This is a genomic window from Pseudonocardia sp. UM4_GMWB1 (assembly GCF_017312155.1).
GTDB classification, from domain to species: domain Bacteria; phylum Actinomycetota; class Actinomycetes; order Mycobacteriales; family Pseudonocardiaceae; genus Pseudonocardia; species Pseudonocardia alni.
On sequence record NZ_QJPN01000001.1, the window covers coordinates 1316151 to 1341737 of the forward strand.

Genomic DNA, 25587 nt, shown 5'->3' on the forward strand with positions numbered 1-25587 from the left:
CGCTCAGCCCGCCGTGAGCGGGACGTCCGGGTCGAGCTCGATCGCGACCTCGCGCAGCGCCACGTCGAGCACCGACCAGACCCACCGGGCCAGGTGCTCGGCGAGCTCGTCGAGCGGGAGCGGGTCCGCCGAGGAGAGCCAGCGCTCGGTCGCGCCGTCGACCAGCCCGACCGCGCCGGCGGCCAGCGGCGCCGCGACGGTCGCGGGCAGCCCGGGGTAGCCACCGGTCAGCAGGCCGGTCATCCGGTCGGCGATGCGGTGCCGGATGTCGGTGACGGCCGTCGTGACCCCGGCGGCGCGCAGCACGTACCGGTAGAGCTCGGTGTGCGCGGCGAGCCACCGCACGTGCGCGGCGATGGCGGCGACGAGCATCTCCCGCGGCGTCCCGCGCGGGCTCCACACCGGCGCGAGCGCCTCGGAGTAGAGCTCCAGCGCGGCCTCGGCGATCGCGCCCTGCAGGTCCTCCAGGCCGTCGAAGTGCCGGTACAGCGCGGGCCGGGGCACCCCGGCGCGACCGGCGATCTGCTCGGTCGTGGCCTCCGGTCCGTGCTCGGCGATCGCGGCCATCGCGGCCTCGACGACCTCGGCCCGCCGGGCCGCCCGCTGTCCGGCCCAGCGACGGGCGCGGCCGTCGCCGGGGGTCACGGATCCGCTCACCCGGCCATCATCCCGCGCCCGGTTGACACCGCGCCCGGCGCCACCGATGATTCGGCGATAAGGGGTACGCGCTGTACGGGATACTTTCTGTCACGGATGCGGCCCGACCGTCGACGACGACCGGAGGACCGACCGTGACCGAGACGGCGACCGACAACGGGTCCGGCCCACGCCCCCGCAGGCTGACCGGCGGCGACGTCGGCATCCCGCCGCGGCACCTGGACTTCCGGCTGCCCGAGCAGATGGTCCGCTGGGCCTACGCCGACAACGCGACCGCGACGCTGTTCCTCGCGATGCTCTCGGCGATCTTCCCGCCGGGGGAGGACTTCTTCGTCCGCTCGGTGATCCACTTCCGGGACCGGGTGACCGACCCGGAGCTGCGCGCCCGGGTCGCCGGGTTCACCGCGCAGGAGGTCATCCACAGCCGCGAGCACGACCGGCTCAACGAGGCGTTCCGTTCCCGCGGCTTCCCGGTGCACGTACCGGAGTCCGCGGTCGCGCTCGCGCTGAAGGTCCTCGACCGCACCTCGCCGCGGCAGCAGCTCGCCTGCACCGCGCTGATGGAGCACTTCACCGCGGTGATGGCCGAGGACATCCTCGGCAGCGACGAGTTCGCCGAGCGCGTGCACGCCGACATCCGCGAGCTGTGGCACTGGCACGCGCTCGAGGAGCTCGAGCACAAGTCCGTGACCTGGGACGTCTACGAGCTCATCGGCACCGACGGCCCCGAGCGCGGCCGCGCCGCACCGCTGGTGGTCGCCACCGTGCTGCCCGCGGTCGTGTTCGGGTGGGCGTACCTGCTCGTGCAGCAGGGCGTCTGGCGGCGGCCGCGGGACCTGCGCGAGGGCTACCGGCTGCTGTTCGGGCGCGGCCAGTTCCTGCGCCGCGTGCTGGGCCGGATGCCCGTCTTCGGGCACCCGCGCTTCCACCCCGACCGGCACGACACCCGAGCGCTGGAGCAGCGCTGGCGCGACACCCTCTTCGGCGACGACGGCGCCCTGGCCGAGCAGCTGCGCCGTCCGGTCCGCGAGGCCTGACTCAGCTCCACGGCCGCAGCACCCGCCCGGCCCATGCCGCGAGCAGCGCCTCGTCGTGGCTGACGGCGAGGACGCCGAGCCCGCGGCCGTCGACCTCGGCGGCGACGACCGAGACCAGGGCCGCGGTGCTCGACGCGTCGAGCATCGCGGTCATCTCGTCGCACAGCAGGTAGTCCGGCCGGGGCGCGAGCGCACGGGCCAGGCAGGCGCGCTGGAGCTGGCCGTCGGACACCTCGTGCGGCCGGCGTCCGCGCAGCTCGGCGGTCAGCCCGACCTGCGCGCACACCTCGTCGACGCGTGCGGTGACCCCGGGCGCCCGGGCGGCGCGCAGCGGCTCGGCCACGATCTCCTCGCAGGTCAGCCGCGGGTCGGTCGAGGCCCGCGGGGACTGGAACACCACCCCGATCCGGCGGCGCAGCGGGGCGGGCGCGTCGAAGCGGAACCGGCGGACCGGCTCGTCGTCGACGGTCACCCGGCCCGACCACGGTGCGTGCAGCAGCGCCAGCACCCGGGTCAGCGTCGACTTCCCGCACCCCGACGGGCCGGCCAGCCCGAGCACCGAACCCCGTTCCACGGCCAGGTCCACGCCGTCGACGACGGCGTGCCCGGCCCGCCACCCGGCCCGCACCCCCTCCGCGCGCAGGCTCACCGCGACCCCGCCCCGGACCGGGCCGCCGCGGGGAGCGCGGGGGCGGTCGGCGGATGGCAGGACACGCTCCGCCCACCCCGGCGGACCGGGACGGGGTCGCCGGAGCAGTCGTCGGTGACCGGGCAGCGTGGGGCGAACGCGCAGCCGTCGGGCAGCGCGGACAGCTCCGGCGGGTGCCCGGGCACCGGGGTGAACCCGGCGTCGGGCAGCGCACCGAGCAGGCCGGCGGTGTAGGGGTGCCAGGGGGCCGCGAACACGTCGTCGGCGGGGCCGGTCTCGACCAGCCGCGAGGCGTACATGACGGCGACGTCGTCGGCGACGGCGCGGGCGGCGCGCAGGTCGTGGGTGATCAGCAGGACGGCGCGACCCTCCGCGGCCAGCCCGGCCAGCAGCGTCGTGACGTGGTCGACCAGCGGCCGGTCGAGTCCGGCGGTCGGCTCGTCGGCGAGCAGCACCGGTGGGTCCCCGGCGAGCGCGGCGGCGAGCCCGGCGCGCTGGGCCTGCCCGCCGGACAGCTCGTGCGGGTGCAGCGCGGCGACGTGGCGAGGCAGCGCGGCGCGGTCGAGCAGGTCGGCGACGGTGGCCGTCGCGCCGAGCCGGGTCAGGGTCTCGCGCAGCTGGGCGCCGACGGTGCGGGTGGGGGTGAAGTGGGTGGCGGCGGACTGGGGGACCAGCCCGACCAGCCGTCCGCGGACCCGGTCGCGCAGGGTCCCCTCGGGGGCGGTCAGCAGCTCCACCGGGTCGCGTCGGGTGGACTGCTCCGGCGGGGTCAGCACGGCCGACCCGCGGACCGATGCGGTGCCCGGCAGCAGCCCGGTCAGGGCCTCGGTGAGCACCGACTTGCCACAGCCGGACTCCCCGACGAGCGCGGTCAGCCGCCCGGCACGCAGGTCCAGGTCGGCCTCGGTGACCGCGCGGACCGTGCGGGCGCGACGCCCGCGCCCGACCCGGAAGGCGACGTCGAGGCCGCGCACCGCGAGCACCGTGCCGGGTGCGGGTGTACCGGGCCCGGTCACAGCGCCTGCTCCGACCGTCGGCGCGGGAGTGTGCGGTCCCGCCACCAGGCCGCGATGCCGGCGACGCACAGCGTCGTCGCGGCCAGCAGCACGCTCGGGAACACCACGATCCACCAGGAGCCGAGCAGCACGGCCTGTCTCCCCTCGCCGAGGATGGTGCCCAGGCTCGCCAGGTGTGGTGGCAGGCCGAGGCCGAGGAAGCTCAGTGCGGTCTCGTGCCACACCGCGTGCGGCAGGATCAGCACCGCCGAGAGCACCGCCTGCGGGGCGACCGCGGGCAGCAGGTGCCGGCGCAGGACCCGGCGCCGGGACGCGCCGCCGGAGATCGCGGCGTCGACGAACGGGCGGGTGCGCAGGGTCAGGATCTCCGCGCGCACGACGCGGGCCACCGTCGTCCAGTGGGTCAGCCCGATCGAGGCGATCACCGCGAGCACGCTGCCCCGGTAGAGCGCGACGATCACGATGCCGAGCAGCAGGTGCGGGACGGCGTTGACGGCGTCGACCAGGCGCATCGCGATCCGGTCCCACCAGCCGCCGAGCAGCCCGGACAGCGCCCCGAACAGGGTGCCGATCACCGTCGAGAGCACGGCGCAGGCCGCGGCGACCTGCAGCGACACCCCCAGCCCGGCGAAGCTGCGCAGCAGCACGTCACGGCCCACGGAGTCGGTGCCGAACGGGTGCGCGGGCGAGGGCGGCAGCCGGATCGCGGTGTAGTCCACGGCGCCCTCGTCGAGCCCGCCGAGCCACGGCACTCCTACCGCAGCCGCGACGAGCAGGACCAGCCCGCCGGCGCCGGCGACCAGCCGGGCCCGCCCGGACCGGCGACGGCCGCGGGGCGAGCCGGGGCGCGGCCGGCCGGCCGGGAGCCACGGGCGGGGGGCGACGGCGGTCTCAGACATCGGCGTCCACCCGCGGGTCCAGCAGCAGCACGGTCAGGTCGGCGACGAGCGACCCGGCCAGCACCGCCACCGCCGAGAGGAGGGTCAGCGCGGCGAGCAGCGGGAAGTCCACGGCCAGCGCCGCGGTGACCACGGCCGCCGCGATCCCCGGCCAGGAGAACACCGTCTCCACCAGCACGGCGCCGGTGACGAGCTCCGGCAGCCGGTTGCCCAGCACCGTCACGAACGGCAGCAGCGCGGTCGGCAGGGCGTGGCGCAGCACGACGAGACGCTCGGGCAGCCCGCGGGCCCGGGCGCCGGCGACGTGGTCGTCGTCGAGGGAGGCCAGCAGCGAGGCCCGCACGTGCAGCACCAGCCACGGCGTCTGGGAGACCCCCAGCACCAGCGCCGGCAGCACCAGGTGCCTGCTCACCTGGCCGAACGTGGGTGCGGCGCCGGCATCGGTGAGGCCGGCGACCGGCAGCACGGGCCAGGCCACGGCGAACACCGCGATCGCACCCAGGGCCAGCACGAACGGCGGCAGCCCCTCCAGGGTGTGCCCGACCGCGGTGACGGCCCGGTCGAACCAGCCGCCCTGCCGCCACGCCGCGACGGTCCCGGCGGCCAGGGCCAGCACCAGCGACACGAGCAGGGCCAGGGTGACCAGCAGCAACGTCCACGGGAGCCGCTCGGCGACCACCTGGGCCACCGGCTGCCGCATCGAGAGGCTCTGCCCGAGGTCGCCGGTCAGTAGCCCGCCCAGCCACCGGAGGAGCTGTTCGCCCACGCTCGCGTCCAGCCCGAGCGAACGTTCGGCGGCGGCGATGTCGGCGTCGCTCGCGGAGAAGATCCCGACCCCGAAGTACTGGTACACCGGCCGGAACGGCGACGCCGCCGCCAGCAGGAACACCCCGACCGCGACCAGCAGCACCGTCGGGACGCCGAGCAGCAGCCGCAGCCCGGCCAGCCGGGCCACCGCGCGGCCGCGGTGCCGGCCCGGGAGCACGGCCGTCACGAGCGGGGCGTCCAGTCCTGCAGGTTCCACCACGGGCCCCAGGTGGTGCCGTGGGTGTGCGGCTCGACGACGGGGGTGTAGCCGTCCCAGGCGTCGCGGGTGACGTAGCTGTGGCCGAGGAAGGCCAGGAAGACCATGCCGGGGTCGGCGACGTAGGCCCGCTGGAACTCCTTCACCGCTGCGGTGCGGGCGGCCTCGTCGGGCGCCCGCAGTGCGGTGTCCAGCGCCGCGTCGACGGCGGCGTTGCGGTAGGAGCCGGGGTTGTTGAACCCGTCGGCGGCGTTCGACGAGTGCAGCAGCTGCCACGCCTTGAACCCCGGGTCGAACGGGTCGCCGCCGCCGAGCACGAGCGCGTCGGCGCCCATCCGCGGCTCGATCGCCTCCCAGCCGAGGCCCTCCAGCCGGACGTCGATCCCGGCTGCGCGCACGTCGGAGGCGAACGCCTGGGCCAGGTCGCGGCGCACGGTGTCGGTGGCCGGGTACATCAGCGTGAAGCGCGCGGCCTGCCCGCCGCGGACGCGCACCCCGTCGGGCCCGGGGACCCAGCCGGCCCGCTCCAGGATCCGGCCCGCCTCCGCGGGGTCGAAGGTGAACGTCGCGGAGGGCTCGACCTGCTCGGGCAGCACGCCAGGGATCGGGTGGTGGGCCGGTTCACCCTGCCCCGCGAGGAACGCGTCGATCATGCCCTGGCGGTTCACCGAGCGGTTGAGCGCCGCGCGGATCGCCGGGTCCGCGGTGACCGGGTTCGCGAACGGCAGCGCGACGGTGCGGTAGTCGGCGCTGGCGTGCTCGCGCAGCGCCAGCCCGCTCTGCTGCGCGACCGCGCGGGCCAGTGCCGGCGGCAGCACGGTCCCGTCGAACTCACCGGCGGCGGTGCGCTGGGAACGGGTGTTGTCGTCGGTGGCGAACACGACGGTCACCCGCGTCACCGAGGGTGCACCGCCCCAGTACCCGGGGTTCGACTCCATGACCATCGTGTCGCCGCGCCGCCACTCGGCGAGCCGGTACGGGCCGGTGCCGACGGCCCGGGTGTTCACCGGCAGGTCGGAGACGGGGCCGCCGCCCTCGAGGGCCTCCGACGGCAGGATCCCGGAGGTGAGCCGGGCCGGGAACGCGCCGTAGGGGTAGGACAGCCGGAACCGCACGGCGTCGTCGCCGACGGCCTCGACCCCGGCGAGCATCGGCACGCTCGACCGGATCGTCGCGGCGCGGGCCGGGTCGATGATCGCGGCGTAGGTGGCGACGACGTCCTCGGGCCCGAGGGCCGACCCGTCGTGGAAGGTGACGCCGGGGCGCAGCGGCACCGTCCAGGACAGGCGGTCCGGTGACGAGGTCGCCGGGCCGGAGGCGAGCGCGGGCTGCAGGGTGCGCTGCGCGTCGCGGGCGTAGAGACCGTCGTAGAACTTGCTCGCGCCCTCCGCCCCGTAGCCGAGCAGCGGGTTGAGGTCGTCGGGCTCGTAGCCGTCGGCGAGGGTCATGGTGGTGCCGTCCCCGGCCGGGCCCGCCTCGCCCGGGGCGGCGGTGGGCGCGGAGCAGCCGGCCACGAGGGCGGCGGCCACCAACGGGACGACGATGTTCCGGAGGGTGATCACGCAACGGCACATTATGGGCAACAGAGTGAGGGTGGCAACGAACTGGACCGATCGGTCAGGTGGCGTACTTCTACGCAGTGACCGCGGACCGGCTCCGCCGGGGTCGCGGCCGTCCTACCGTCCGGGCGGTGCGCACCGATCCCGCCCCCGCGCGCGTGCAGCGCGCCCCGGCGACCCGCGACCAGGTCGACGCCCACCGGTTCGGTGTGCGCCGGATGGAGGCCGCGCTGGTGCGGGCGGACCCGGTGCCGCTGCACGAGCAGATCCGCTCGCAGCGGCGCGCCTTGTTCGCCGGAGTGCTGGTCGGGCTGCTCGCGCTCGGGGTGGCGGCGCTGCTGGCCCGGGTCGACCCGGCCACCGACTGGCGCTCCCGGGCGCTGGTGCAGGGGCAGCGCAGCGGCGTGCTCTACGCCGTGGTCCGCGACCCCGACCGGTCCGCGCTGCTCGTGCCGGTGCCCGACCCCGTCGCGGGACGGCTGGTCCTCGCCGCGCACGGTCGCGACGACGGTGCCACCGCCGTGCCCGTCCCGGTGCCCGACGACGCCCTGGCCGCCGCGCCGCGCACCGCGCCGGCGGCCGTCCCCGGCACCGTCGGCGTCCCGCTCGACGGGGTCCCGGTCCCACCCGCGTGGGCGGTCTGCGACACCCGCGGCGAGGGCTCCGGCGCCGGGACCACGACGGTGCTCGCGGGGTCGCTCGGACCCGTCCCGGCCGGGCCGGAACCGGTGGCCCTGCTGACCGCCGAGGGCGGCGCCACCTACCTGGTCCACGACGGCGCCCGGCACCGGATCGACCCGTCCGACCGGAACGCCCTCGACGGGCTCGGCCTGCTCGGCGCGCCCGTCCGCCGGGTCGGTGACGGTCTGCTCTCCGCGATCCCGGAGGGCGCGCCGCTGCGGGTCCCCGCCCCCGGACCGACACCCGTCGCGGGGCTGGGGCGGAACGGGGACGTCGTGCGCAGCCAGTCGCTCGGGGCAGGGTCGACGTACTTCCTGGTGGTCGACGACGGGCTCGCCCGGATCCCGGTCACCCTCGCCGACGCCGTCCGCTCCCGGACCGGGCAGGCCGAACCGGCGACGCTGCCGCCCGGGCTGGTCGACGACGTCGGGCAGACGCGGGTGCCCGGCGCCGAGGCCTGGCCCGCCGCGCGGGCCGAGGTCACCGAGGTGCCCCCGGTGCTGTGCGGGACCTGGCGCGAGGGACGGCGCGCACTCGTCGCGGGCATCGAGGAGCCGGTCGCGCCCGGTGCGGTGCGGGTGCGCCTGGCCGGTGCCGACGACGCCGGGCCGGGTCTCGACGCCGTGGTACTGCCGGGGACCGGCCCGGGGCCACTGCGGACCGGGCCGGTCGACACCGGCGGCGGCGACGGCGGGACGCGCCTGCTGCTCGCCGCGTCCGGCGCGGTGCACGGTGTCGCGGACGCCGGGACCGGGCGGGCGCTGGGGATCGGGGAGGCGGGGGACGCACCGGCGGAGATGGTGCGGCTGCTGCCGCGGGCGGGGGTGCTGAGCGTCGCGGCGGCGCGGGAGGTGGCGGACCTGCCGGGCTGAGCCGCGGTTCAGGGCCGGCGCCGCAGCCCCGCCAGTGCCGCGACGAGCGCCCCGCCGACCGCCGCGACCGCTCCGACCCCGGCCACCACGGGCAGGTCCGCCGGCGGGGCCGACGCCAGCGGCAGCGGCGCCCGGCCCGCCCCGGGGACCCCGGCGCGGCCGCCGGGACCGGCGGGGTCGTCCGGGGTCAGGAGCAGCGGCTCCGCGGTCAGCGCGGCCCCCGGGTCGAGCACGCCGTGGCCGGTGCGGCCGTCGCCCGCGGTGGGGCGGGCCGTGGCGCGCAGCCGGTCTCCGACCTGACGCGGGGTGAGCATCGGGAACCGTTCGCGCAGCAGCGCCGCGGTCCCCGCGACCAGCGGCGCCGAGTACGACGTGCCGCGGACCACCGCACCGTCCGGTCCGGACGGACGGGGCAGGTCCGTCCCCGGAGCGGCGAGGTCCACCCAGGGGCCCGGCACGGAGAAGTCGCCGGGGACGTCGTCGCCGTCGACCGCGCCGACGGCGAGGACCGTGTCGTAGGACGCGGGCAGCGGCCGCAGGTCCGGGTCGCCGGTGCAGGTGCCGTTCCCGTCGACGTTCCCGGCCGCGGCGACGACCAGGACCCCGGCCCGCTCGGCGCCGTCGACGGCCTCGCGCAGCGCGGCCCCCGCGGAGTCGACCTGCGCGGACGGCACGCACACCACCTCGGACACGTTCACGACGCTCGCGCCGAGTGCGACGGCCCGGTCGATCGCCGCGGCCAGGGTGCGGATCTCCCCGGCGGGTCGCTCGGTGCCGTCGGTGCCGCGGACGGCGAAGCGCCCCGAGGACTGGCGCAGCGACAGGATCCGCGCGCCCGGCGCCATGCCCGCGCCGAGCCCGGTGACCGGGTCGGCGGCTCCGGCGAGGAGCAGCGCGACATCGGAGCCGTGGCCGTCGCAGTCGGTGAGACCGTCGCCGCCGGTGAGGTAGTCCCCGCCGCCGCTGAGGCGTCCGGCCAGCCGGGGCAGCGGCGCCACCCCGGTGTCGACGACGGCGACGAGCTGCCCCGCACCGGTCGCGAGATGCGGGGGTGGCTGCGGGACCGCACCGCGGGCGGCGCCCGGGCCGTCGTCGCCGGGCGGGGTGCAGGCGCGGGTCTGCCGCAACCCGTCGGCCGGTCCCGGCGGTCCGGGCTCGGCCGCCGCGGCGACCGACCGCGTCCACACCCCGTCGCCTGCCCCCACACCCGGTGCGGGGGGTGTGGCGACCCCACAGGGGGTGTGGACGGCGCACGACGCGGCGGGGGTGACGGACGGGGCGACGGCGGGCGGGGTGGGGAGGGGGAGCGCGAGCAGCGTCGCGGCCAGCAGCGGGACCGCCCGCCGCGGCGGCGCCGTCCGCGGGCGCACGGTCCGCGGCGGCGCCGTCGGCGGGGTCGGTGGGCCGGCCGACTGCCGGGCCGGGCCGGTCACAGGGTGCGGACCAGGGCGAACAGGCCCATCGCGGCCAGTGCGGCGGGCACGGCGGCGGCGGTGAGGACGAGCTCGCACACGTCGAGCGCCCGGCGGGCCGGCGGCGACGGCGTCGTCCGTGCGGCCGCGGCACCCGCGCCGACGGCGAGCAGCAGCCCGGCCGCCACGGCGAGCCGCGGCGCGGGGTCCAGCGCGAGCGCGGCCGGCACGGCGGCGGTGGCGACCGCGACCACCGCGGCCCCGGTCAGGATGCGGGCCGCCGCGGGCTCGACGAGCGCACGGGCCCGCAGGAGCAGCACCGCCGCCGTCACCACCAGCAGCAGGCCACCGGTCCAGCCCCCGGTCGCGGCGACGGCGGCGGCCCCGGCGGCCGCGACCGCGGTGCCCGCCAGCGTCCCGGTGTGCAGGCCGCGGGCCAGCTCGGCCCGGGCGGTCAGCTCCGCACCGGGCAGTACCCGCTCGGCGCCCGCGACGGACTCGGCGTCGGTCGGGACGGCCGGGGCCGGGATCCGGGCCAGGCGCAGTGCCAGGCGGGGCAGCAGGGGCCCGGCGGCCAGGGCGGGCGCCGCGAGCCCGGCCGCGACGGCCGTCACCGGGGCCTCCAGCAGCAGCCGGGCCAGTGCCGCGGCGGCGGTCCCGGAGGCGGCCAGGGCCACCGCGAGCAGGACCGGGGACACCGCCCGCGCGATCGCCTGACCCGCGGCGGCGGCCAGACCGGTCCCGGCGGCGGCGAGCAGCAGCGCCCCCGCCCCGGCAGGTGCGGGCAGCGCGGTGAGCCCGGCCGTCGCCGCGGCGGGGACGGCGCAGAGTGCGGCGGCGGTCGTGAGCCGGTCGTCGTCGCGGCCGCGGTGGGCGACCAGCAGCGCCCCGACGGCGCCGGCGGCGGCGAGCGCGCACGCCCACGGCCGCCACGAACCGTCCATGGTGGACAGCACGGCGCCCGCGGCGGCCGTCGCCAGCACGGCCGCGGCCGTCCCGGACCAGCGCGCCGTCCCGGCGACGTCGGCCGCACCGCGCACCGCACCGGCGACGGTCTCGGCGGCGTCGTCGAGCACCGGCGGCGCGGGCGCCGGGCGCGGCGGGCCCAGGTGCAGCAGCTCGCCCTCGCGGATACCGAGCTCGTCGAGGGTGGCGTCGGCGGGCAGCGGGCCGCCCGCCGGGCCGGTGAACCGCCAGGCCTGCGGGGTGTCGGTGGATGCGCGGCCCAGCAGCTCGCGCACCATCGGGACCAGCTCGGCGACGGCGACGTCGGCCGGCAGCGCCACGTCGAGGCGCCCGCGCGGGGTGTGCACCCCGACCCGGGTCCAGCGGCCGGGCGCCGGCCCGGTGCCGGACGTCGCGTCGCCGGGGCCGGTCGCGGCCGGTGTGGGCAGGACGGAGGTCACGGGCGGCTCCCTGGCAGATCTCCCCGAACGGCCCCGGCGGGCCCGGGGCGGCTGCGAGTATCCGACGGCCCCGGTGCCGCCGTGGGCGTTCGGGAGAACCGTGAACGGGAGGCGCGTGGCGATGGCGGGGACCGTCGGGATGCGACGTCCGCGGCGCTCGGTGCCCGAGCTGCCCGGCGGTGAGCTGGTGCTCGAACCGCCGCCCGAGCCGGAACGCCCGGTCCCCGGCGGCCTCGTGGCGCGGCTGCTCCCGCTGGCGATGGTCGGCGGGGCGCTGCTGTTCGTCGTGCTGGGCCGCGGGGACACGAGCACCTGGCTGTTCGGCGGGATGTTCGCGCTGTCCGCGCTGGGCATGCTCGCCGGCGGCGGCCGCGGCGCCGGCGCGCGCACCGCGACGATGGACGAGGACCGCCGCGACTACCTGCGCTACCTCGACGTCCTGGGCGGGCGGGCCCGCGCGATCGCTGCCGAGCAGCGGCACGCGCTGGAGACCGTGCACCCCGACCCGGCAGCCTGGCCGGACGTGCTCGCCGCCGACCGGCTGTGGGAGCGCCGCCCCGGTGACGACGACTTCGGCCGCCTGCGCGCCGGGCGCGGCACCCAGCGCCTCGCCACCCGGCTCACCGCCCCGCACACCGGTCCGATGGAGACACTCGAACCGCTGTCCGCGCTGGCGCTGCGCCGTTTCCTGCGCCGTTGGTCCACCGTGGACGATCTGCCGGTCGCCGTCGACACCCGCGCGTCGGCGACGATCTGGCTCGAACCGGACCCGGACGCCGCCCCGGTACTCGACCTCGCCCGGGCACTGGTCGCCCAGTACGTCACCTGGCACGGTCCCGACGACGCGCGGCTCGCCGTCGTGGCACCGGGGGGCGCGGCCGCGCGCTGGGAGTGGGCGAAGTGGCTGCCGCACGTCGCCCACCCGCGGCTGCACGACGCCGTCGGGCCGGTCCGGATGATCACCGACGACCCGGACCGGGTGCGGCGCTGGTGGGTCGACGAGCCGTACGCGGCCCAGCAGCACCTGCTCGTCGTGCTCGACGGGGCCGCCGACGCCCCGGGCGCGTGGGCCGGGCTGCCCGGCGTCACCGTGCTGCGGCTGGGGCCCGCGGGCGGGCGCAGGCCTGCGGCGTCGGTGCTGCGCCTGGCCGCCGGGACCGGGCCCGACGGCGTGCGCACGCTGCGCCGGGGCGGGCCCGGCGGCCGGGAGGTCGGCGTCCCCGACGGGCTCGTCGTCGCCGAGGCGCTGGCACTCGCACGCCGGCTCGCGCGCTACCGCCCGGACGGCGACGCCGACCTCGTCGCGTCCGGTGTGGACAGTGTGGCGACCGGATTGCCGTCGCTGCTCGGACTGTCCACGACGGACCCGGCCGGGGTCGCCGCGCTGCGCGGCCGGCGGGGGCCGGGGGAGCGGCTGCGGGTCCCGCTGGGCACCGACGACGACGGCGGCCGGCCGGTGCTGCTCGACCTCAAGGAGTCCGCGCAGGGCGGTGCGGGTCCGCACGGGCTGTGCATCGGCGCGACCGGCTCCGGCAAGAGCGAGCTGCTACGCACCCTCGTCCTCGGGCTGGTGGCGACGCACACCGCCGAGGAGCTCAACCTGGTGCTCGTCGACTTCAAGGGCGGCGCGACGTTCCTCGGGCTCGCCGGGCTGCCGCACACCTCCGCGGTGATCACCAACCTGGCCGAGGAGCTGACCCTGGTCGACCGGATGGCCGACGCGCTCGCCGGGGAGATCACCCGCCGCCAGGAGGTGCTGCGCGCCGCGGGGAACCTGTCGTCGCTGGCCGAGCACGACGCGCTGCGCCGGGACGGGGCACCGCTGGCGGCGCTGCCGTCGCTGCTGGTCGTCGTCGACGAGTTCTCCGAGCTGCTCGCCCAGCGGCCGGAGATGATCGACCTGATGGTGACCATCGGGCGGCTCGGCCGCTCGCTCGGCATCCACCTGCTGCTGGCCTCGCAGCGACTGGAGGAGGGACGGCTGCGCGGTCTCGAGTCGCACCTGTCCTACCGGATCGCGCTGCGCACCTTCTCCGCCGCGGAGTCCCGCGCGGTGCTGGGCGTGCCCGACGCGCACCTGCTCCCGCCGACGCCCGGCGCCGCGTACCTGTCCGCGGGCACCGACGAGCTGGTGCGCTTCCGGGCCGCCTACGTCTCCGGCCCGGACACCCCGCGGGCCGCGCGCCGCCGCGCACCCGGGGCGCCGCGGCTCGCGCTGCCGTTCCGCGCGGGCCCGGTCGCGCTGCCCGCCTCGGCGCAGCTCCCGGCGCCGGACCACGGGCCCGCGCCCACCGGCACCGTTCTCGACCGCATCGCCGGTGCGGTGTCCGGGCCCGGTCCGCGCGCGCACCGGGTGTGGCTGCCGCCGCTGGCGGAGCCGCCGCCGCTGCCGGTGGTGCTCGGCGACCCGCTGGTCCGGGCCGGGCGCGGGCTGTGTGCACCGGGACCGGTCGGACGGCTCGCCGCGCCGGTCGGGCTCGTCGACCGGCCCTACGCCCAGCGGCGCGACCCGCTGGTGCTGGACCTGTCCGGCGCGGCCGGGCACCTCGCCGTCGTCGGGGGGCCGCGGTCGGGGAAGTCGACCGCGCTGCGCACCGTCGTCACCGCGCTCGCCCTCACCCACACCCCCGGCGAGCTGGGCGTGCACGTGCTCGACCTCGGCGGCGGCACGCTCGCCCCGCTGGCCGGGCTGCCGCACGTCGGGACCGTCGCCGACCGCCGCGCCGGCGACCTGGTGCGACGGGTGGTGGCCGAGACCGTCGCCGCCGTCGACGAGCGCGAGCAGCTGTTCGCCGCGCACGGCGTCGCCGGGATCGAGGAGTTCCGGGCCCGGCGCGCCGCGGGCGGGTTCGCCGGGGTGACCGCCACCGACCTGCTGCTCGTCGTCGACGGCTACGCGGCGCTGCGCGCCGGGTTCGAGGACCTGGACGAGAAGCTGACCGCCCTCGCCGCCCGCGGGCTCGCCTACGGCGTGCACCTCGCGCTGTCCGCCGCCCGCTGGGCCGAGATCCGCCCCGCGCTCAAGGACCAGCTCGGCAGCCGGATCGAGCTGCGGCTGGGCGACCCGTCGGACTCCGAGGTGGACCGGCGTCGCGCCGCCGCGGTGCCCGCGCTGCCGGGGCACGGCCTGTCCGCCGACGGCGAGGCCACCGTCCTCGCCGCGCCCTGCCTGGTCCCCGGCACCGACCCGGCCCGGGAGATCGACGACGCCTGGGACGGCCCGTCGGTCGGCCCGGTGCGGTTGCTGCCCACCCGGATCGAGGTCGCCGAGCTCCCGCCCGGTCCGGGCCGTGGGCCCGCGCTCGGGGTCGACGAGGACCGGCTCGCCACCGTCGAGCTCGACCCGGACGAGCCGCACCTGCTCTGCTTCGCCGACTCCGGCGGCGGCAAGACGACCCTGCTGCGGACCCTCGCCCACGGCATCGCCGCGCGCTGGACGTCCGAGCAGGCGCGGATCGTCGTCGTCGATCACCGGCGGACGCTGCTCGGCGGGGTCCCGCAGAGCCACCTGCTCGCCCACACCTCGACCGCGCAGGCCACCACCGACGCCTGCGCGGAGATCGCGGGCTCGCTCGGACGGCGGCTGCCCGGCCCGGACGTCACCCCGGCCCAGCTGCGGGAACGGTCCTGGTGGAGCGGGCCGGACGTGTGGCTGCTCGTCGACGACTACGACCTGGTCGTCCCCGCGGCGGGGTCGGCCGGAACGCACCCGCTGCTCGCGCTCGCCGAGTACCTGCCGCAGGCCCGCGACGTCGGGCTGCACGTCGTCCTCGCGCGACGCACCGGCGGGGCCGGGCGGGCGCTGTTCGACCCGGTCCTCGGGCGGCTGCGCGAGCTGGGCGCCCCCGGCCTGGTCGGCTCCGGCAGCCCCGACGAGGGCGCGCTGCTGGAGAAGGTCCACCCCGGGCCGATGCCACCCGGCCGCGGCGTGCTCGTCGACCGGCGGACCGGGGCGCGACGGGTGCAGCTGGCCTGGACCGAGCCGGGGTGAGCGGCATCGCGGTCGCCGTCCACGACCGCCGCGACGCGGTGCTGCTCGCCGCCGCGGACGCCGCCGGGCTGCGACTGGTCGCCGCGGCCCCGCCCGGCACACCCCCGGCGACGGCCGTCGCGGACTTCTTCGGCGACGAGCCGCCCGGGGTCGTCGTCCGGGTCGGGACGACGGCGGGCGGCGCCTTCCCCGGAGGCCCGCGGGTGCTGGTGGTCCCGGCGGCGGTCGCGGTGCTCGCGGCGGAACCGGAGCTGCCGGACGGGCCGGTCCTGGTCGTCGACGACGACGTGGTGCTGGTCCGCGACGGGGTGCCGGAGCGGGTGGGGGAGCGGGGCTCCGACCTCGCGTCGCTCGTGCGTGCGACCGGTGCGGAGCTGGTCGTGGTCGCCGGGACGGTCGGCCCGCTCCTCCCCGGGGAGCACACTGCGGCGGACACCCGGGCCGCCGACACCCGGACCGTGGACCCCCGGACCGCGGGCACTCGGGCCGTGGGCAGCCGGACCGCGGGCACTCGGGCTGCGGGGCCGCCCGGCGGCCCGGCCGGGTACCGGCTCCCGTGCCCGGTGCGCGTCGCCGGGCGGCGGCCCGACGGCGGCGACCCCTGGGGCCCGGAGGCAGCGGCGGTGGTCGGGGCTGCGGTGCTGGGCGCCTCCGTGCTCGCCGACCCCGGCCCCGGCACGGTCGTCCCGCCGCCCGGCGCGGGCGAGGCGCCGGAGGAACCGGGCTGGCCCGGTGCGCCCGACCCCGCCACCCCGTCTGCCGAGGGCCCGGACCGCGCCCGGGCGGCGATCGTCGTCGCCGGGGTGCTGGGAGCGGTCCTCCTCGGTGCCGGGCTGCTGCTCGGCGGCCCGCGCCCGGCGACGCCGGCCGGGGCCACGGTCGCCCAGTACGGCTATGCCGCCGCGCTGCCCACCGGCTGGGAGCACACCGGCGGCGACCCGCAGCGCCGACGCGTGCTGCTCACCCCCGCCGGCGGCCCGGACGGGGCCGACCTCCTCGTGCTGGAGCGCAGCCCGCTCGGCTACGACGCCGGACGCGAGCCCGACCGGGCCCGCCGCGAGCTCGCCGCGCTCGTCGGTGACCCCGGGCCGGTGCCTGCGACGGTCGGCGGCCGCGCGGTCCTGCGCTGGACCGAGACACCGGGCGACGGGACCGTCGTCGACTGGCACGTCGTGTTCTCCGGAACCGACGAGCTCGTCGCCGGGTGCCGGCGGCCGGTGGGCGCCCCGGTCGCCGCGGCCTGCGCCGAGGTCGTCGCGACGCTGCACCGGGTGCCCTGAGCCCCCGGCGTTCCCGGTCGCGAACGGTCCGCCCGGAACGGCCACGGCCACCGGCGCGCCCTGCCACTGTGCGCGGGCCGGGGGCACCGCGCCCCCGGGCCCGGGGAGCCGTCGACACGGCCGCGCCGGGTCCGATCAGGGGACGAGGTGGGACGTATGGCCGACGGGTTCGGCACGACGACCGAGGAGATGGTCCGCGCGGCGGGCCAGGTGCGGGCGGTGAGCGACGCCGTCAACGGCGAGCTCGGCCGCCTGCGCAGCCGGCTGGGACCGCTGCAGGGCCAGTGGTCCGGCACCGCGGCGACGGCGTTCGCCCAGCTGATGGCCAAGTGGGACACCGAGGCGCGGCGGCTGAACGAGGCGCTGGGCGCGATCGGTGAGCAGCTCGGCGGCACGGCGACGACGTACCAGCAGCAGGAGGACCAGAACCGCACCGCCATCACGTCGGTGCTCGGGTGAGGGGGAGCCACACCATGGGATCCGAGATCAAGGTCACCTTCAGCGCGCTCGAGACGGCGTCGGCCGACACCGCCGCGACGACCGCGCGCATCACCTCCCAGCTCGAGGACCTCCGGCGGCAACTGGCGCCGATGGTCGCGACCTGGACCGGCGACGCGGCGGCCACCTACCGGGCGTCGCAGCAGAAGTGGGACACCTCGGCGGCCGAGCTGACCGCCACCCTGGGCACCATCGGGAAGCTCGTCGGTCAGGCCGGTCAGAACTACCGGGCCACCGAGCAGGCGAACCGGGCCCGGTTCGCCTGACAGCCGGTCCGGGGGCCCGGACGACCCCCTTGCGTCCGCCCCCGGAACCGGCGGGTACGCTTGGCTCTCGTTGTGCAGCGGTGGAGACCCGCGGGCGCCGTCCTCCGGCGACAGCGGCGGGATCGAGCGTCCCTCCGGCGTCCACCAGCAGCACGCTGAGGAACCAGAGACTAGAGAGTGGGCCGGAACCCGTGCGGACGGCCCACCAGCCGAGAACGACGACGAGGTAGATCCGTGCCCACGTACAGCCCCAAGCCCGGCGACATCCAGCACGCCTGGCACGTGATCGACGCCGAGGACGTGCGCCTCGGTCGGCTCGCCACCCACGCTGCCACGCTGCTGCGCGGGAAGCACAAGCCGACCTACGCCCCGCACGTCGACAACGGCGACTTCGTGGTCATCGTGAACGCGGAGAAGATCTCGGTGTCCGGCAACAAGCGTGCCGACAAGTTCATCTACCGCCACTCCGGCTTCCCGGGTGGCCTCCGCCAGCGCTCCGTCGGTGAGATGATCGACAGCCAGCCCGACCGCCTCGTCGAGAAGGCGATCAAGGGCATGCTGCCGAAGAACCGTCTCGGCCGCGCCATGGCCAAGAAGCTGAAGGTCTACGCCGGTCCGGCGCACCCGCACGAGGCCCAGAAGCCGCAGCCGTTCGAGATCAAGCAGGTCAGCCAGTGACCACCCCGAGCAACGAAGAGGGACAGCCCGTGACCAGCCCCGAGAACGGACCCGACGAGGTCGTCGACGCGGTCGAGACCGAGGGTGCGGCCGCCGAGGCGACCGAGACCGAGGCCACCGAGACCGAGGTCGCCGACGTCGACTACACCATCGGTGACGCCGCCGACTTCGACGCCGACGAGTTCGCCGCCGAGGCACCCGTGCTGGGCGACCGCCCGGTCCAGACCGTCGGCCGCCGCAAGGAGGCCGTCGTCCGCGTCCGGCTGCTGCCGGGCACCGGTGGGTTCACCCTCAACGGCAAGCCGCTCGAGGTGTACTTCCCGAACAAGCTGCACCAGCAGATCGTGAAGGAGCCGCTGGTCCTCGTCGAGAAGACCGAGCGCTTCGACATCTTCGCCAACCTCAAGGGTGGCGGCACCGCGGGTCAGGCGGGCGCGCTGCGCCTGGCCATCGCCCGTGCGCTGGTCGAGCTGGACTCCGAGGACCGCCCGCCGCTGAAGAAGGCCGGCTGGCTGACCCGTGACGCCCGCGCCGTCGAGCGCAAGAAGTACGGCCTCAAGAAGGCCCGCAAGGCGCCCCAGTACTCCAAGCGCTGATCGCACACCGGATGCCTCGTCTCTTCGGAACCGACGGCGTCCGGGGCCTGGCCAACGGCGAACTCCTCACTCCGGAGTTCGCCGTTGGCGTCTGTGCCTCGGCCGCCCGCACGCTCTCGAACGGCTCCGGCCGCCGGCCCCTCGCGGTCGTCGGACGCGACCCCCGCGCGAGCGGCGAGATGCTCGAGGCCGCGGTCGTCGCCGGGCTCACCTCGGCCGGTGCGGACGCGATCCGGGTCGGTGTGCTGCCGACCCCGGGCGTCGCGCACCTGGTCGCCGAGACCGGCGCCGACCTCGGCGTGATGATCTCCGCGTCGCACAACCCGATGCCCGACAACGGCATCAAGCTCTTCGCCGCGGGCGGCCACAAGCTGCCCGACGACGTCGAGGACGCGATCGAGCAGCAGCTGGCCGCCGGGCTCGGCGCCCGCCCCACCGGGGAGGGCATCGGCCGCGTCTGGGACGCCCCGGACGCCACCGACGTCTACGTCGCGCACCTGCTCTCCGCCGCGCCCGGCTCGCTGTCCGGGCTGCGCGTGGTCGTGGACTGCGCGCACGGCGCCGCGGCGCTGGCCGCCCCGGAGGCCTACCGCCAGGCGGGCGCGGACGTGATCGCGCTGCACGCCGAGCCGGACGGGCTCAACATCAACGACGGCGTCGGGTCCACCCACCTGGAGCCGCTGCGGTCCGCGGTGCTCGAGCACGGCGCCGACCTCGGCATCGCCCACGACGGCGACGCCGACCGCTGCCTGGCCGTGGACGGGACGGGCGCCGTCGTCGACGGTGACCGGATCATGGCCGTGCTGGCGCTCGCCATGCGCGACGCCGGCGAGCTCGCCCACGACACGCTCGTCGCCACGGTGATGAGCAACCTGGGCCTGCACATCGCCATGCGCGAGGCCGGGATCACGCTGGACACCACCAGGGTCGGCGACCGCTACGTGCTGGAGCGGCTGCGCGAGGGCGGGTTCACCCTCGGCGGCGAGCAGTCCGGGCACGTGGTGCTGCCGGGCCACGCCACCACCGGCGACGGTCTGCTCACCGCCCTGCGGCTCATGTCGCGGGTCGCGCAGACCGGCACGTCGCTGGCCGAGCTCGCCTCCGTGGTCACCGTGCTGCCGCAGGTGCTGCGCAACGTGGCCGTCGCGGACAAGGACGCGGTCGCCGCGTCGGCGGACGTGGCCGAGGCCGTCGCCAAGGCCGAGGCCGAGCTGGGGGACACCGGCCGGGTGCTGCTGCGCCCGTCGGGCACCGAGCAGCTCGTCCGCGTGATGGTCGAGGCGCCCAGCGAGGGCGAGGCCGACGCCGTCGCGGGCCGGCTGGCCGAGGTCGTCGCCGCCGCGCGCTGACCCGCACACGCCGATCGGGGCCGTCACCCACACCGGGGGCGGCCCCGACGTCGTTGTCCGGGGCCCCGGAGCCCCGCCGGGCGTGGCCCCGTCGGTCGCAGCGGGGGCACACGTTCGCGGTCGCGAACGGGATCGGCGGTTCGTGGGCGGTGCGGGTGCGACCGGGCGCAGGCTGGTCCGATGCGACCGGACGTGCGGCGGGACCCCGAGGCGCTGGACCGTGCCGCGCGCGGGCTGGAGGAGCTGGCCGCCGGGCTGACCGCGGCCCCCGCGACCGGGCCCGGTGACGGGGACCGCGTGGTGCGGCTGCGGCGGGTCACGGACGAGCTGACGGCGCTGGCCGACGCGACGCGGCGCGCCGCGGCCTCGGCCCGGGCGGTGGACGCCGGCGCGGCCACGGCGTTCCGGGCCGTCCCGGGTGTCGATCAGCACCTCTCCGCCCTCGGCGGGGCGGAGACGTGCTGATCGACGGAACGGACGCCGGCGTCGCGGACCAGGCCAGGGCCCTGCGGGCGCTGGTGGGCCGGCTCGACGACACCGCCGGGCTGCTGGCCGGGATCCGCGACGCCGTCGCCGACGCGTGGGACGACCCGGCCGGGCACGCGGTGACGGCCCGGCTCGACCTTGTCGCACGCGAGCTGCACCGGCTCGCCGACGAGGCCGCGCGGGACGCGGCCCGGGCGGAGGACACAGCCCCCGCCGATACGGCGCGGCACGGTCCTCCGGCACACCACGACCCGGCGATGCCCGGACGCCCGTCGCGGTCGGGTGCGACGGAGCCCGAGGCCGCGGGCCCGGTACCCGCGGACGTTCCCGGCATGCGCCTTCCCGGCCTCACCGGTACGCGCGTCACCGGCCGGCGCGGACCCGTGGCCCCGTCGTTCGCGGACCAGCCCGAGCGCTGAGCCGGGCCACCGCGGCCCGGCTCCCCGGACACCGGGACCGCCTCGCTCCCGGTTGCGGCCGCCATCGGCCCTCGGGTCCGCGCGCTGATCGGCGGCCCGCGCGCGTCCGGACGCACGCGAGGAGCGGATCACCGTGCGGGCGGCGGATCACCGTGCGGGCGGCGGATCACCGCGCGGGCAGCGGATCACGGCGCGAGCCACGGATCGCCGCGGCGCGGTGGTCGCGCCGCGGGGTCAGCCGCCGATGCCCAGCAGCCCCGACGACGGCTGCTGGTCCTGCTCGCCGTCGGGCTCCGGCGTGAGGTCCACCACCGGAGCCCCGGGGACGTTCCCCGAGGTCAGCGCGGACACCCGCTTCTCGTTCTGCAGCTCCTGCATGAGGAACGCCGTCACCAGTGCCCGGGCGATCTTGCGGGTCCGGTGCTGCGGGCGGTTCTGCAGCAGGAAGCTCGTCCAGTGCCTGCCCTCGCAGAACCCGAGGTGCCCGGCCTTCTCGATCTCGCGGAGCGTCACGTCGGTGCCGGCCTCGTGCTGGGCGGCGGCGATCCGCTGCGCGTGTCCCTCCATGGGGGCCAACGAGTCGACGGCGGCGGCGAGGTGCAGCGTCGGGACGGTCACCGCGGCGGCCGCCTCGATCGCGGAGGGCTTCACCTCCGACGCGGCGAGGGTCACCAGCGCGCCGAGGCGCTCACGCCGGGCCGCGGCGAGGACGGCGGCGCCGCCCCCGGTGCCGTGCCCGACCAGCGCGGTCTTGCGGGCGTCGACGCTGACGTGGCCGTCGCCGAGCCGGACGCCGACGCACACGTCGAGGACGGTGTTCAGGTCCGAGGCGAACCGGGCGACGCTCGGGACCGGGCCGCGCTGGGTGTTCGGCGCGGCGGCGACGAAACCCCAGGTCGCGAGGTGGCGCAGCAGCTCGTGGTAGCGGTGCGCGGGCTGCAGCCACGCGTGCCCGATCACCACGGCGGGCAGCTGGTAGCCCTCCGCGGGGGTGTAGACGATGCCCGGCAGACCGATCAGGCCCAGGTCGCCGTGCTTCACCGGGTTCGGCCCCGGACGCGACAGCACACCGAGGGCGTCCTTGGCCCCCTTCATCGACGGGGGTCGGGTCACGCTGGTCCGGGCCACGGTCGGCACCGTACCGGTGCAGGTCACCGCGTGCCCGACTCGCACGGACGTACGGCGTGGCGCCGGACCGACCCCGTCGCCGGAAGATCGGCAACCGGGCGTCGATACGCTCATCCGTATGTGTGGCATCGTCGGTTACGTCGGTCATCGGTCCGCACTCGACGTCGTCCTCGGCGGCCTGCGACGACTGGAGTACCGCGGTTACGACTCCGCCGGCGTCGCGCTGCCGGACGGCGGTGAGCTGCTGGTCGAGCGCAAGGCCGGAGCCCTGGCCAACCTGGAGGCACGTCTCGAGGAGATCGGTCGCGACCGGTTCACCGGGACCTCGGGCATCGGGCACACGCGGTGGGCCACGCACGGCCCGCCCACCGACCGCAACGCCCACCCGCACCGCAGCAGCGACGGCAAGGTCGCGGTCGTCCACAACGGCATCATCGAGAACTTCCTGGAGCTGCGCGCCGAGCTGGAGGCCCGTGGCATCTGGGCGGAGTCCGACACCGACACCGAGACCGCCGCGCACCTGGTGGCGCTGGCCCACGCCGACGGCCCGACGAAGGGCGATCTGCCCGCGTCGGTCCGCGCCGTCGCCCGTCGGCTGGAGGGCGCGTTCACCCTGGTCGTGACGCACGCCGACGAGCCGGAGCGGATCGTCGCCGCCCGTCGCAACTCGCCGCTGGTGCTCGGCATCGGCGAGGGAGAGACGTTCCTGGCCTCCGACGTCGCGGCGTTCATCGAGTTCACCCGCGACGCCGTCGAGCTCGGCCAGGACCAGGTCGTGACGATCACCCGCGACGGCTACGACGTCACCGACTTCCACGGGGAGCCGGTCGGGGTCAACCCGTTCGAGGTGACCTGGGACCTCGCCGCCGCCGAGAAGGGCGGCCACGACTACTTCATGCTCAAGGAGATCGAGGAGCAGCCGACCGCGATCGCCGACACCCTGCGTGGGCACCTCGTCGACGGCCGGATCGTCCTCGACGAGCAGCGTCTGACCGATCAGGACCTGCGCGACGTCGACAAGGTCTTCGTCGTCGCCTGCGGCACCGCCTACCACTCCGGGCTGCTCGCGAAGTACGCGATCGAGCACTGGACCCGGATCCCGGTCGAGATCGAGCTGGCCAGCGAGTTCCGCTACCGCGACCCGGTGCTGGACCGCTCGACGCTGGTCGTCGCGATCTCCCAGTCCGGCGAGACCGCCGACACCCTGGAGGCGCTGCGCCACGCGAAGGAGCAGAAGGCCCGGGTGCTGGCCATCTGCAACACCAACGGAGCGCAGATCCCGCGCGAGTCCGACGCGGTGATCTACACCCACGCGGGCCCGGAGATCGGCGTCGCCGCGACGAAGACGTTCACCGCCCAGGTCGCGGCGAACTACCTGGTCGGTCTGGCCCTGGCCCAGGCGCGCGGCACCAAGTACCCCGACGAGGTGGTCCGCGAGTTCGAGGAGCTGGAGGCCGTCCCGGCCGCCGTCGCCCACGTGCTGGAGTCGCTCGGCGAGGCCCGTGCGCTCGGGCAGGAGCTGGCGCCGTCGAAGGCGGTGCTGTTCCTCGGCCGCCACGTCGGCTACCCGGTGGCACTGGAGGGCGCGCTCAAGCTCAAGGAGCTCGCCTACATGCACGCCGAGGCCTTCGCGGCCGGTGAGCTCAAGCACGGCCCGATCGCGCTGATCGAGGACGGGCTGCCTGTCGTGGTGGTGATGCCGTCGCCGAAGGGGCGCGCGGTCCTGCACTCCAAGCTGCTGTCCAACATCCAGGAGATCAAGGCGCGCGGGGCGCGGACCGTGGTCCTCGCCGAGACCGGCGACGAGACGGTGCGCCCGTTCGCCGACCACCTCTTCGAGCTGCCCGCGGTGCCGACGCTGCTGCAGCCGCTGGTCGCGACGATCCCGCTGCAGGTGATCGCGGCCGAGATCGCCCGGGCCCGCGGCTACGACGTCGACAAGCCCCGCAACCTGGCGAAGTCGGTCACCGTCGAGTGATCACCGGTCGTGGAGCGGAGCGTTCGCGACGCGGGCGTCCCGCTCCACAACCGTCGATCATGGTCGCCCGGCGCTAGCCTCGCGGCCATGCACGGGCTCCACACCGCGGACCAGGTACGGGCGGCCGAAGCGGCCATGATGCGCACTGTCGGCGACGGGGTGCTGATGCGCCGGGCCGCGGCGGGGCTCGCGCACCACGTGCGGGAGTTCCTCGGCGCGACCTACGGCCGCCGGGTGGTGCTGCTCGTCGGGGCGGGCGACAACGGCGGCGACGCCCTGTGGGCCGGTGCCGAGCTGCGCCGCCGGGGCGCGCACGTCACCGCGGTGCTGCTGGCGCCGGACCGCGCGCACCCGGCGGGCCTCGCCGCGCTGCGCGCCGCCCGCGGGCGGGTGCTGGCCCTGCACCCGCCCGGTCCGGCCGCAGGCTCCGGCCCCGCCGCGGGCGGCGACACCGGCACCGGCAGCGACCCCGGGACCAGCACCGGGGAGAGGATCGGCACCGGCACCCCGGCCGCCGGCGGGCTCGACTCGGCGCGGGCGCTGGTGTCCGGGGCGGACGTCGTCGTCGACGGGATCGTCGGCATCTCCGGGCGCGGTGCGCTGCGCGACCCGGCCCCGGAGCTGGTCGCCGCCGCCGACGGGGCGGGTGTGCCGATCGTGGCCTGCGACCTGCCCTCGGGCGTCGACTGTGACACCGGGGCGACCGACGGGCCGCACGTCCGCGCCGCGCTGACGGTCACCTTCGGCTGCCGCAAGCCGGTGCACGCCCTCGCCGCCCCGCTCTGCGGCCCGGTGCGGCTGGTGGACTTCGGGCTCGGGCCGTTCCTCGAGGGGATCGAGCCGCACGCGCGGGTGCTGTCCGACGGCGACGTCGGCGCCCGCTGGCCGGTCCCGGGACCCGACGACGACAAGTACAGCCAGGGCGTCGTCGGGATCGCCGCCGGGTCGGCCACCTACCCCGGCGCCGCCGTCCTCGCCGCAGGGGCCGCGGCCCTGGCCACCTCCGGGATGGTCCGCTTCGCCGGGTCCGCCGCCGACGAGGTCCGCAGGCACTGGCCGGAGATCGTCGCCACCGGCGACATCACCGACGCGGGCCGCACCCAGGCCTGGGCGGTCGGGCCGGGGCTGGGTACCGGCGGGCAGGGCCAGGCGGTGCTGGAGGAGGCGCTGGACCGCGGGGTGCCGCTCTGCCTCGACGCCGACGCGATCACCCTGCTCGCACAGCACGCCCACCTGCGGATGCGCATCCACGGCGAGCCCGTCGTGCTCACCCCGCACGCGGGGGAGTTCGCCCGGATCGCGGGCGAGGTCGGGCCCGACCGGATCGGCGCCGCCCGCCGCGCCGCCGCCGACCTCGGGGTGACGGTGCTGCTGAAGGGGAACGCGACCGTCGTCGCCGCACCGGACGGACGGGTGCTGGTCGACCCGGCCGCGGACTCCTGGGCCGCCACCGCGGGCTCCGGCGACGTGCTCACCGGCATGATCGGCGCGCTGCTGGCCGCCGGGCTGGACCCGTGGTGGGCGGCGGGCTGCGCGACGCTGGTGCACGCCCGCGCCGCGACGGCGGCCGCCCGCGAGCACGGGCTGCCGCCGGTCCCGGCGCCGGCGTCGGCGATGCAGGCGGCGATCCCGGTCGCGCTGCGGTCGGTCCGGGCGGCGGCGTCGGGGCACTGAAGCGGCACACCGGCGGACCTGCGCCGGGAGCG

General features: G+C 77.3%; 22 protein-coding genes. 13 read left to right on the forward strand and 9 right to left on the reverse strand.

Translation table 11 applies throughout. The features are described 5' to 3' along the window. Nucleotides 1-3 precede the first annotated feature (3 nt). On the reverse strand, nucleotides 4-657 hold the full coding sequence (locus tag DMP15_RS06515) for a TetR/AcrR family transcriptional regulator (protein ID WP_301549009.1): 654 nt from the start codon (nucleotides 655-657) through the stop codon (nucleotides 4-6). A gap of 134 nt (nucleotides 658-791) precedes the next feature. Between DMP15_RS06515 and DMP15_RS06520 the strand changes: the two genes are divergently transcribed. Next, complete coding sequence (locus DMP15_RS06520) at nucleotides 792-1694, forward strand: metal-dependent hydrolase (RefSeq protein ID WP_073576455.1); 903 nt, start codon at nucleotides 792-794, stop codon at nucleotides 1692-1694. 1 nt (nucleotide 1695) lies between these two features. Here the strand turns inward: DMP15_RS06520 and DMP15_RS06525 are convergent, their stop codons facing one another. The 5 genes from DMP15_RS06525 to DMP15_RS06545 are packed head-to-tail and all read right to left on the reverse strand — an operon-like array spanning nucleotide 1696 to nucleotide 6844. After that, nucleotides 1696-2343 carry an ABC transporter ATP-binding protein gene (locus DMP15_RS06525; RefSeq protein ID WP_083658782.1) on the reverse strand — a complete coding sequence of 216 codons (648 nt, stop codon included), beginning with the start codon at nucleotides 2341-2343 and terminating at the stop codon, nucleotides 1696-1698. Further along, entirely contained in the window at nucleotides 2340-3359 is a 1020-nt protein-coding gene (locus DMP15_RS06530; protein WP_083658781.1) for an oligopeptide/dipeptide ABC transporter ATP-binding protein, read from the reverse strand. The genes DMP15_RS06525 and DMP15_RS06530 overlap by 4 nt, the downstream gene beginning before the upstream one ends. Continuing rightward, the gene (locus DMP15_RS06535) at nucleotides 3356-4258 is read right to left on the reverse strand and encodes an ABC transporter permease (protein ID WP_062397799.1); all 903 of its coding nucleotides are present in this window, start codon (nucleotides 4256-4258) and stop codon (nucleotides 3356-3358) included. The genes DMP15_RS06530 and DMP15_RS06535 overlap by 4 nt, the downstream gene beginning before the upstream one ends. Then, nucleotides 4251-5252, reverse strand: coding sequence for an ABC transporter permease (locus tag DMP15_RS06540; protein ID WP_062397797.1), 1002 nt, complete (start codon nucleotides 5250-5252; stop codon nucleotides 4251-4253). The genes DMP15_RS06535 and DMP15_RS06540 overlap by 8 nt, the downstream gene beginning before the upstream one ends. Beyond that, nucleotides 5249-6844, reverse strand: a complete 1596-nt coding sequence (locus DMP15_RS06545) for an ABC transporter substrate-binding protein (protein WP_337825539.1) — start codon at nucleotides 6842-6844, stop codon at nucleotides 5249-5251. Before DMP15_RS06545 ends, DMP15_RS06540 begins: the two co-directional genes overlap by 4 nt. A gap of 128 nt (nucleotides 6845-6972) precedes the next feature. Here DMP15_RS06545 and eccB point away from each other — a divergent pair, with 128 nt between their 5' ends. Next, entirely contained in the window at nucleotides 6973-8394 is a 1422-nt protein-coding gene (eccB, locus tag DMP15_RS06550; RefSeq protein WP_179761821.1) for a type VII secretion protein EccB, read from the forward strand. Nucleotides 8395-8402: 8 nt separating this feature from the next. On the opposite strand, the gene mycP is transcribed toward eccB, so the two are convergent. Further along, entirely contained in the window at nucleotides 8403-9764 is a 1362-nt protein-coding gene (gene mycP / locus DMP15_RS06555; RefSeq protein WP_167409994.1) for a type VII secretion-associated serine protease mycosin, read from the reverse strand. A gap of 59 nt (nucleotides 9765-9823) precedes the next feature. After that, nucleotides 9824-11212 (reverse strand): type VII secretion integral membrane protein EccD, encoded by a 1389-nt coding sequence (gene eccD, locus DMP15_RS06560; protein WP_337825540.1) that lies wholly within the window; start codon nucleotides 11210-11212, stop codon nucleotides 9824-9826. A 121-nt stretch (nucleotides 11213-11333) separates the two neighbouring features. Here eccD and eccCa point away from each other — a divergent pair, with 121 nt between their 5' ends. From eccCa to DMP15_RS06605, 9 genes are all read left to right on the forward strand, one after another. Continuing rightward, on the forward strand, nucleotides 11334-15203 hold the full coding sequence (gene eccCa, locus DMP15_RS06565) for a type VII secretion protein EccCa (protein WP_337825541.1): 3870 nt from the start codon (nucleotides 11334-11336) through the stop codon (nucleotides 15201-15203). After that, nucleotides 15200-16483: a type VII secretion-associated protein gene (locus DMP15_RS06570; RefSeq protein WP_337825542.1), complete on the forward strand. Its 1284-nt coding sequence runs from the start codon at nucleotides 15200-15202 to the stop codon at nucleotides 16481-16483. The genes eccCa and DMP15_RS06570 overlap by 4 nt, the downstream gene beginning before the upstream one ends. 156 nt (nucleotides 16484-16639) lie before the next feature. Further along, a complete protein-coding gene (locus DMP15_RS06575; RefSeq protein WP_073576448.1) occupies nucleotides 16640-16942 on the forward strand; it encodes a WXG100 family type VII secretion target in 303 nt (100 codons plus the stop codon). A 14-nt stretch (nucleotides 16943-16956) separates the two neighbouring features. Continuing rightward, nucleotides 16957-17247, forward strand: coding sequence for a WXG100 family type VII secretion target (locus tag DMP15_RS06580; protein ID WP_161152003.1), 291 nt, complete (start codon nucleotides 16957-16959; stop codon nucleotides 17245-17247). A 234-nt stretch (nucleotides 17248-17481) separates the two neighbouring features. Next, the gene (gene rplM, locus DMP15_RS06585; protein ID WP_062397782.1) at nucleotides 17482-17925 is read left to right on the forward strand and encodes a 50S ribosomal protein L13; all 444 of its coding nucleotides are present in this window, start codon (nucleotides 17482-17484) and stop codon (nucleotides 17923-17925) included. Nucleotides 17926-17954: 29 nt separating this feature from the next. Then, entirely contained in the window at nucleotides 17955-18521 is a 567-nt protein-coding gene (gene rpsI / locus DMP15_RS06590; RefSeq protein WP_073576859.1) for a 30S ribosomal protein S9, read from the forward strand. 11 nt (nucleotides 18522-18532) lie between these two features. Continuing rightward, nucleotides 18533-19870, forward strand: coding sequence for a phosphoglucosamine mutase (glmM, locus tag DMP15_RS06595; RefSeq protein WP_100878726.1), 1338 nt, complete (start codon nucleotides 18533-18535; stop codon nucleotides 19868-19870). A gap of 180 nt (nucleotides 19871-20050) precedes the next feature. Next, on the forward strand, nucleotides 20051-20335 hold the full coding sequence (locus DMP15_RS06600) for a hypothetical protein (RefSeq protein WP_073576445.1): 285 nt from the start codon (nucleotides 20051-20053) through the stop codon (nucleotides 20333-20335). Then, entirely contained in the window at nucleotides 20329-20775 is a 447-nt protein-coding gene (locus DMP15_RS06605) for a hypothetical protein (protein WP_337825543.1), read from the forward strand. The genes DMP15_RS06600 and DMP15_RS06605 overlap by 7 nt, the downstream gene beginning before the upstream one ends. 234 nt (nucleotides 20776-21009) lie before the next feature. Here the strand turns inward: DMP15_RS06605 and DMP15_RS06610 are convergent, their stop codons facing one another. After that, entirely contained in the window at nucleotides 21010-21903 is an 894-nt protein-coding gene (locus DMP15_RS06610; protein ID WP_304580152.1) for a dienelactone hydrolase family protein, read from the reverse strand. Between the two features lie 118 nt (nucleotides 21904-22021). On the opposite strand from DMP15_RS06610, the gene glmS reads away from it, so the two are divergent. Both glmS and DMP15_RS06620 read left to right on the forward strand, forming a co-directional pair. Then, nucleotides 22022-23881: a glutamine--fructose-6-phosphate transaminase (isomerizing) gene (gene glmS / locus DMP15_RS06615; RefSeq protein WP_073576442.1), complete on the forward strand. Its 1860-nt coding sequence runs from the start codon at nucleotides 22022-22024 to the stop codon at nucleotides 23879-23881. 87 nt (nucleotides 23882-23968) lie between these two features. Next, nucleotides 23969-25555 (forward strand): NAD(P)H-hydrate dehydratase, encoded by a 1587-nt coding sequence (locus tag DMP15_RS06620; RefSeq protein ID WP_337825544.1) that lies wholly within the window; start codon nucleotides 23969-23971, stop codon nucleotides 25553-25555. Nucleotides 25556-25587: the final 32 nt, after the last annotated feature.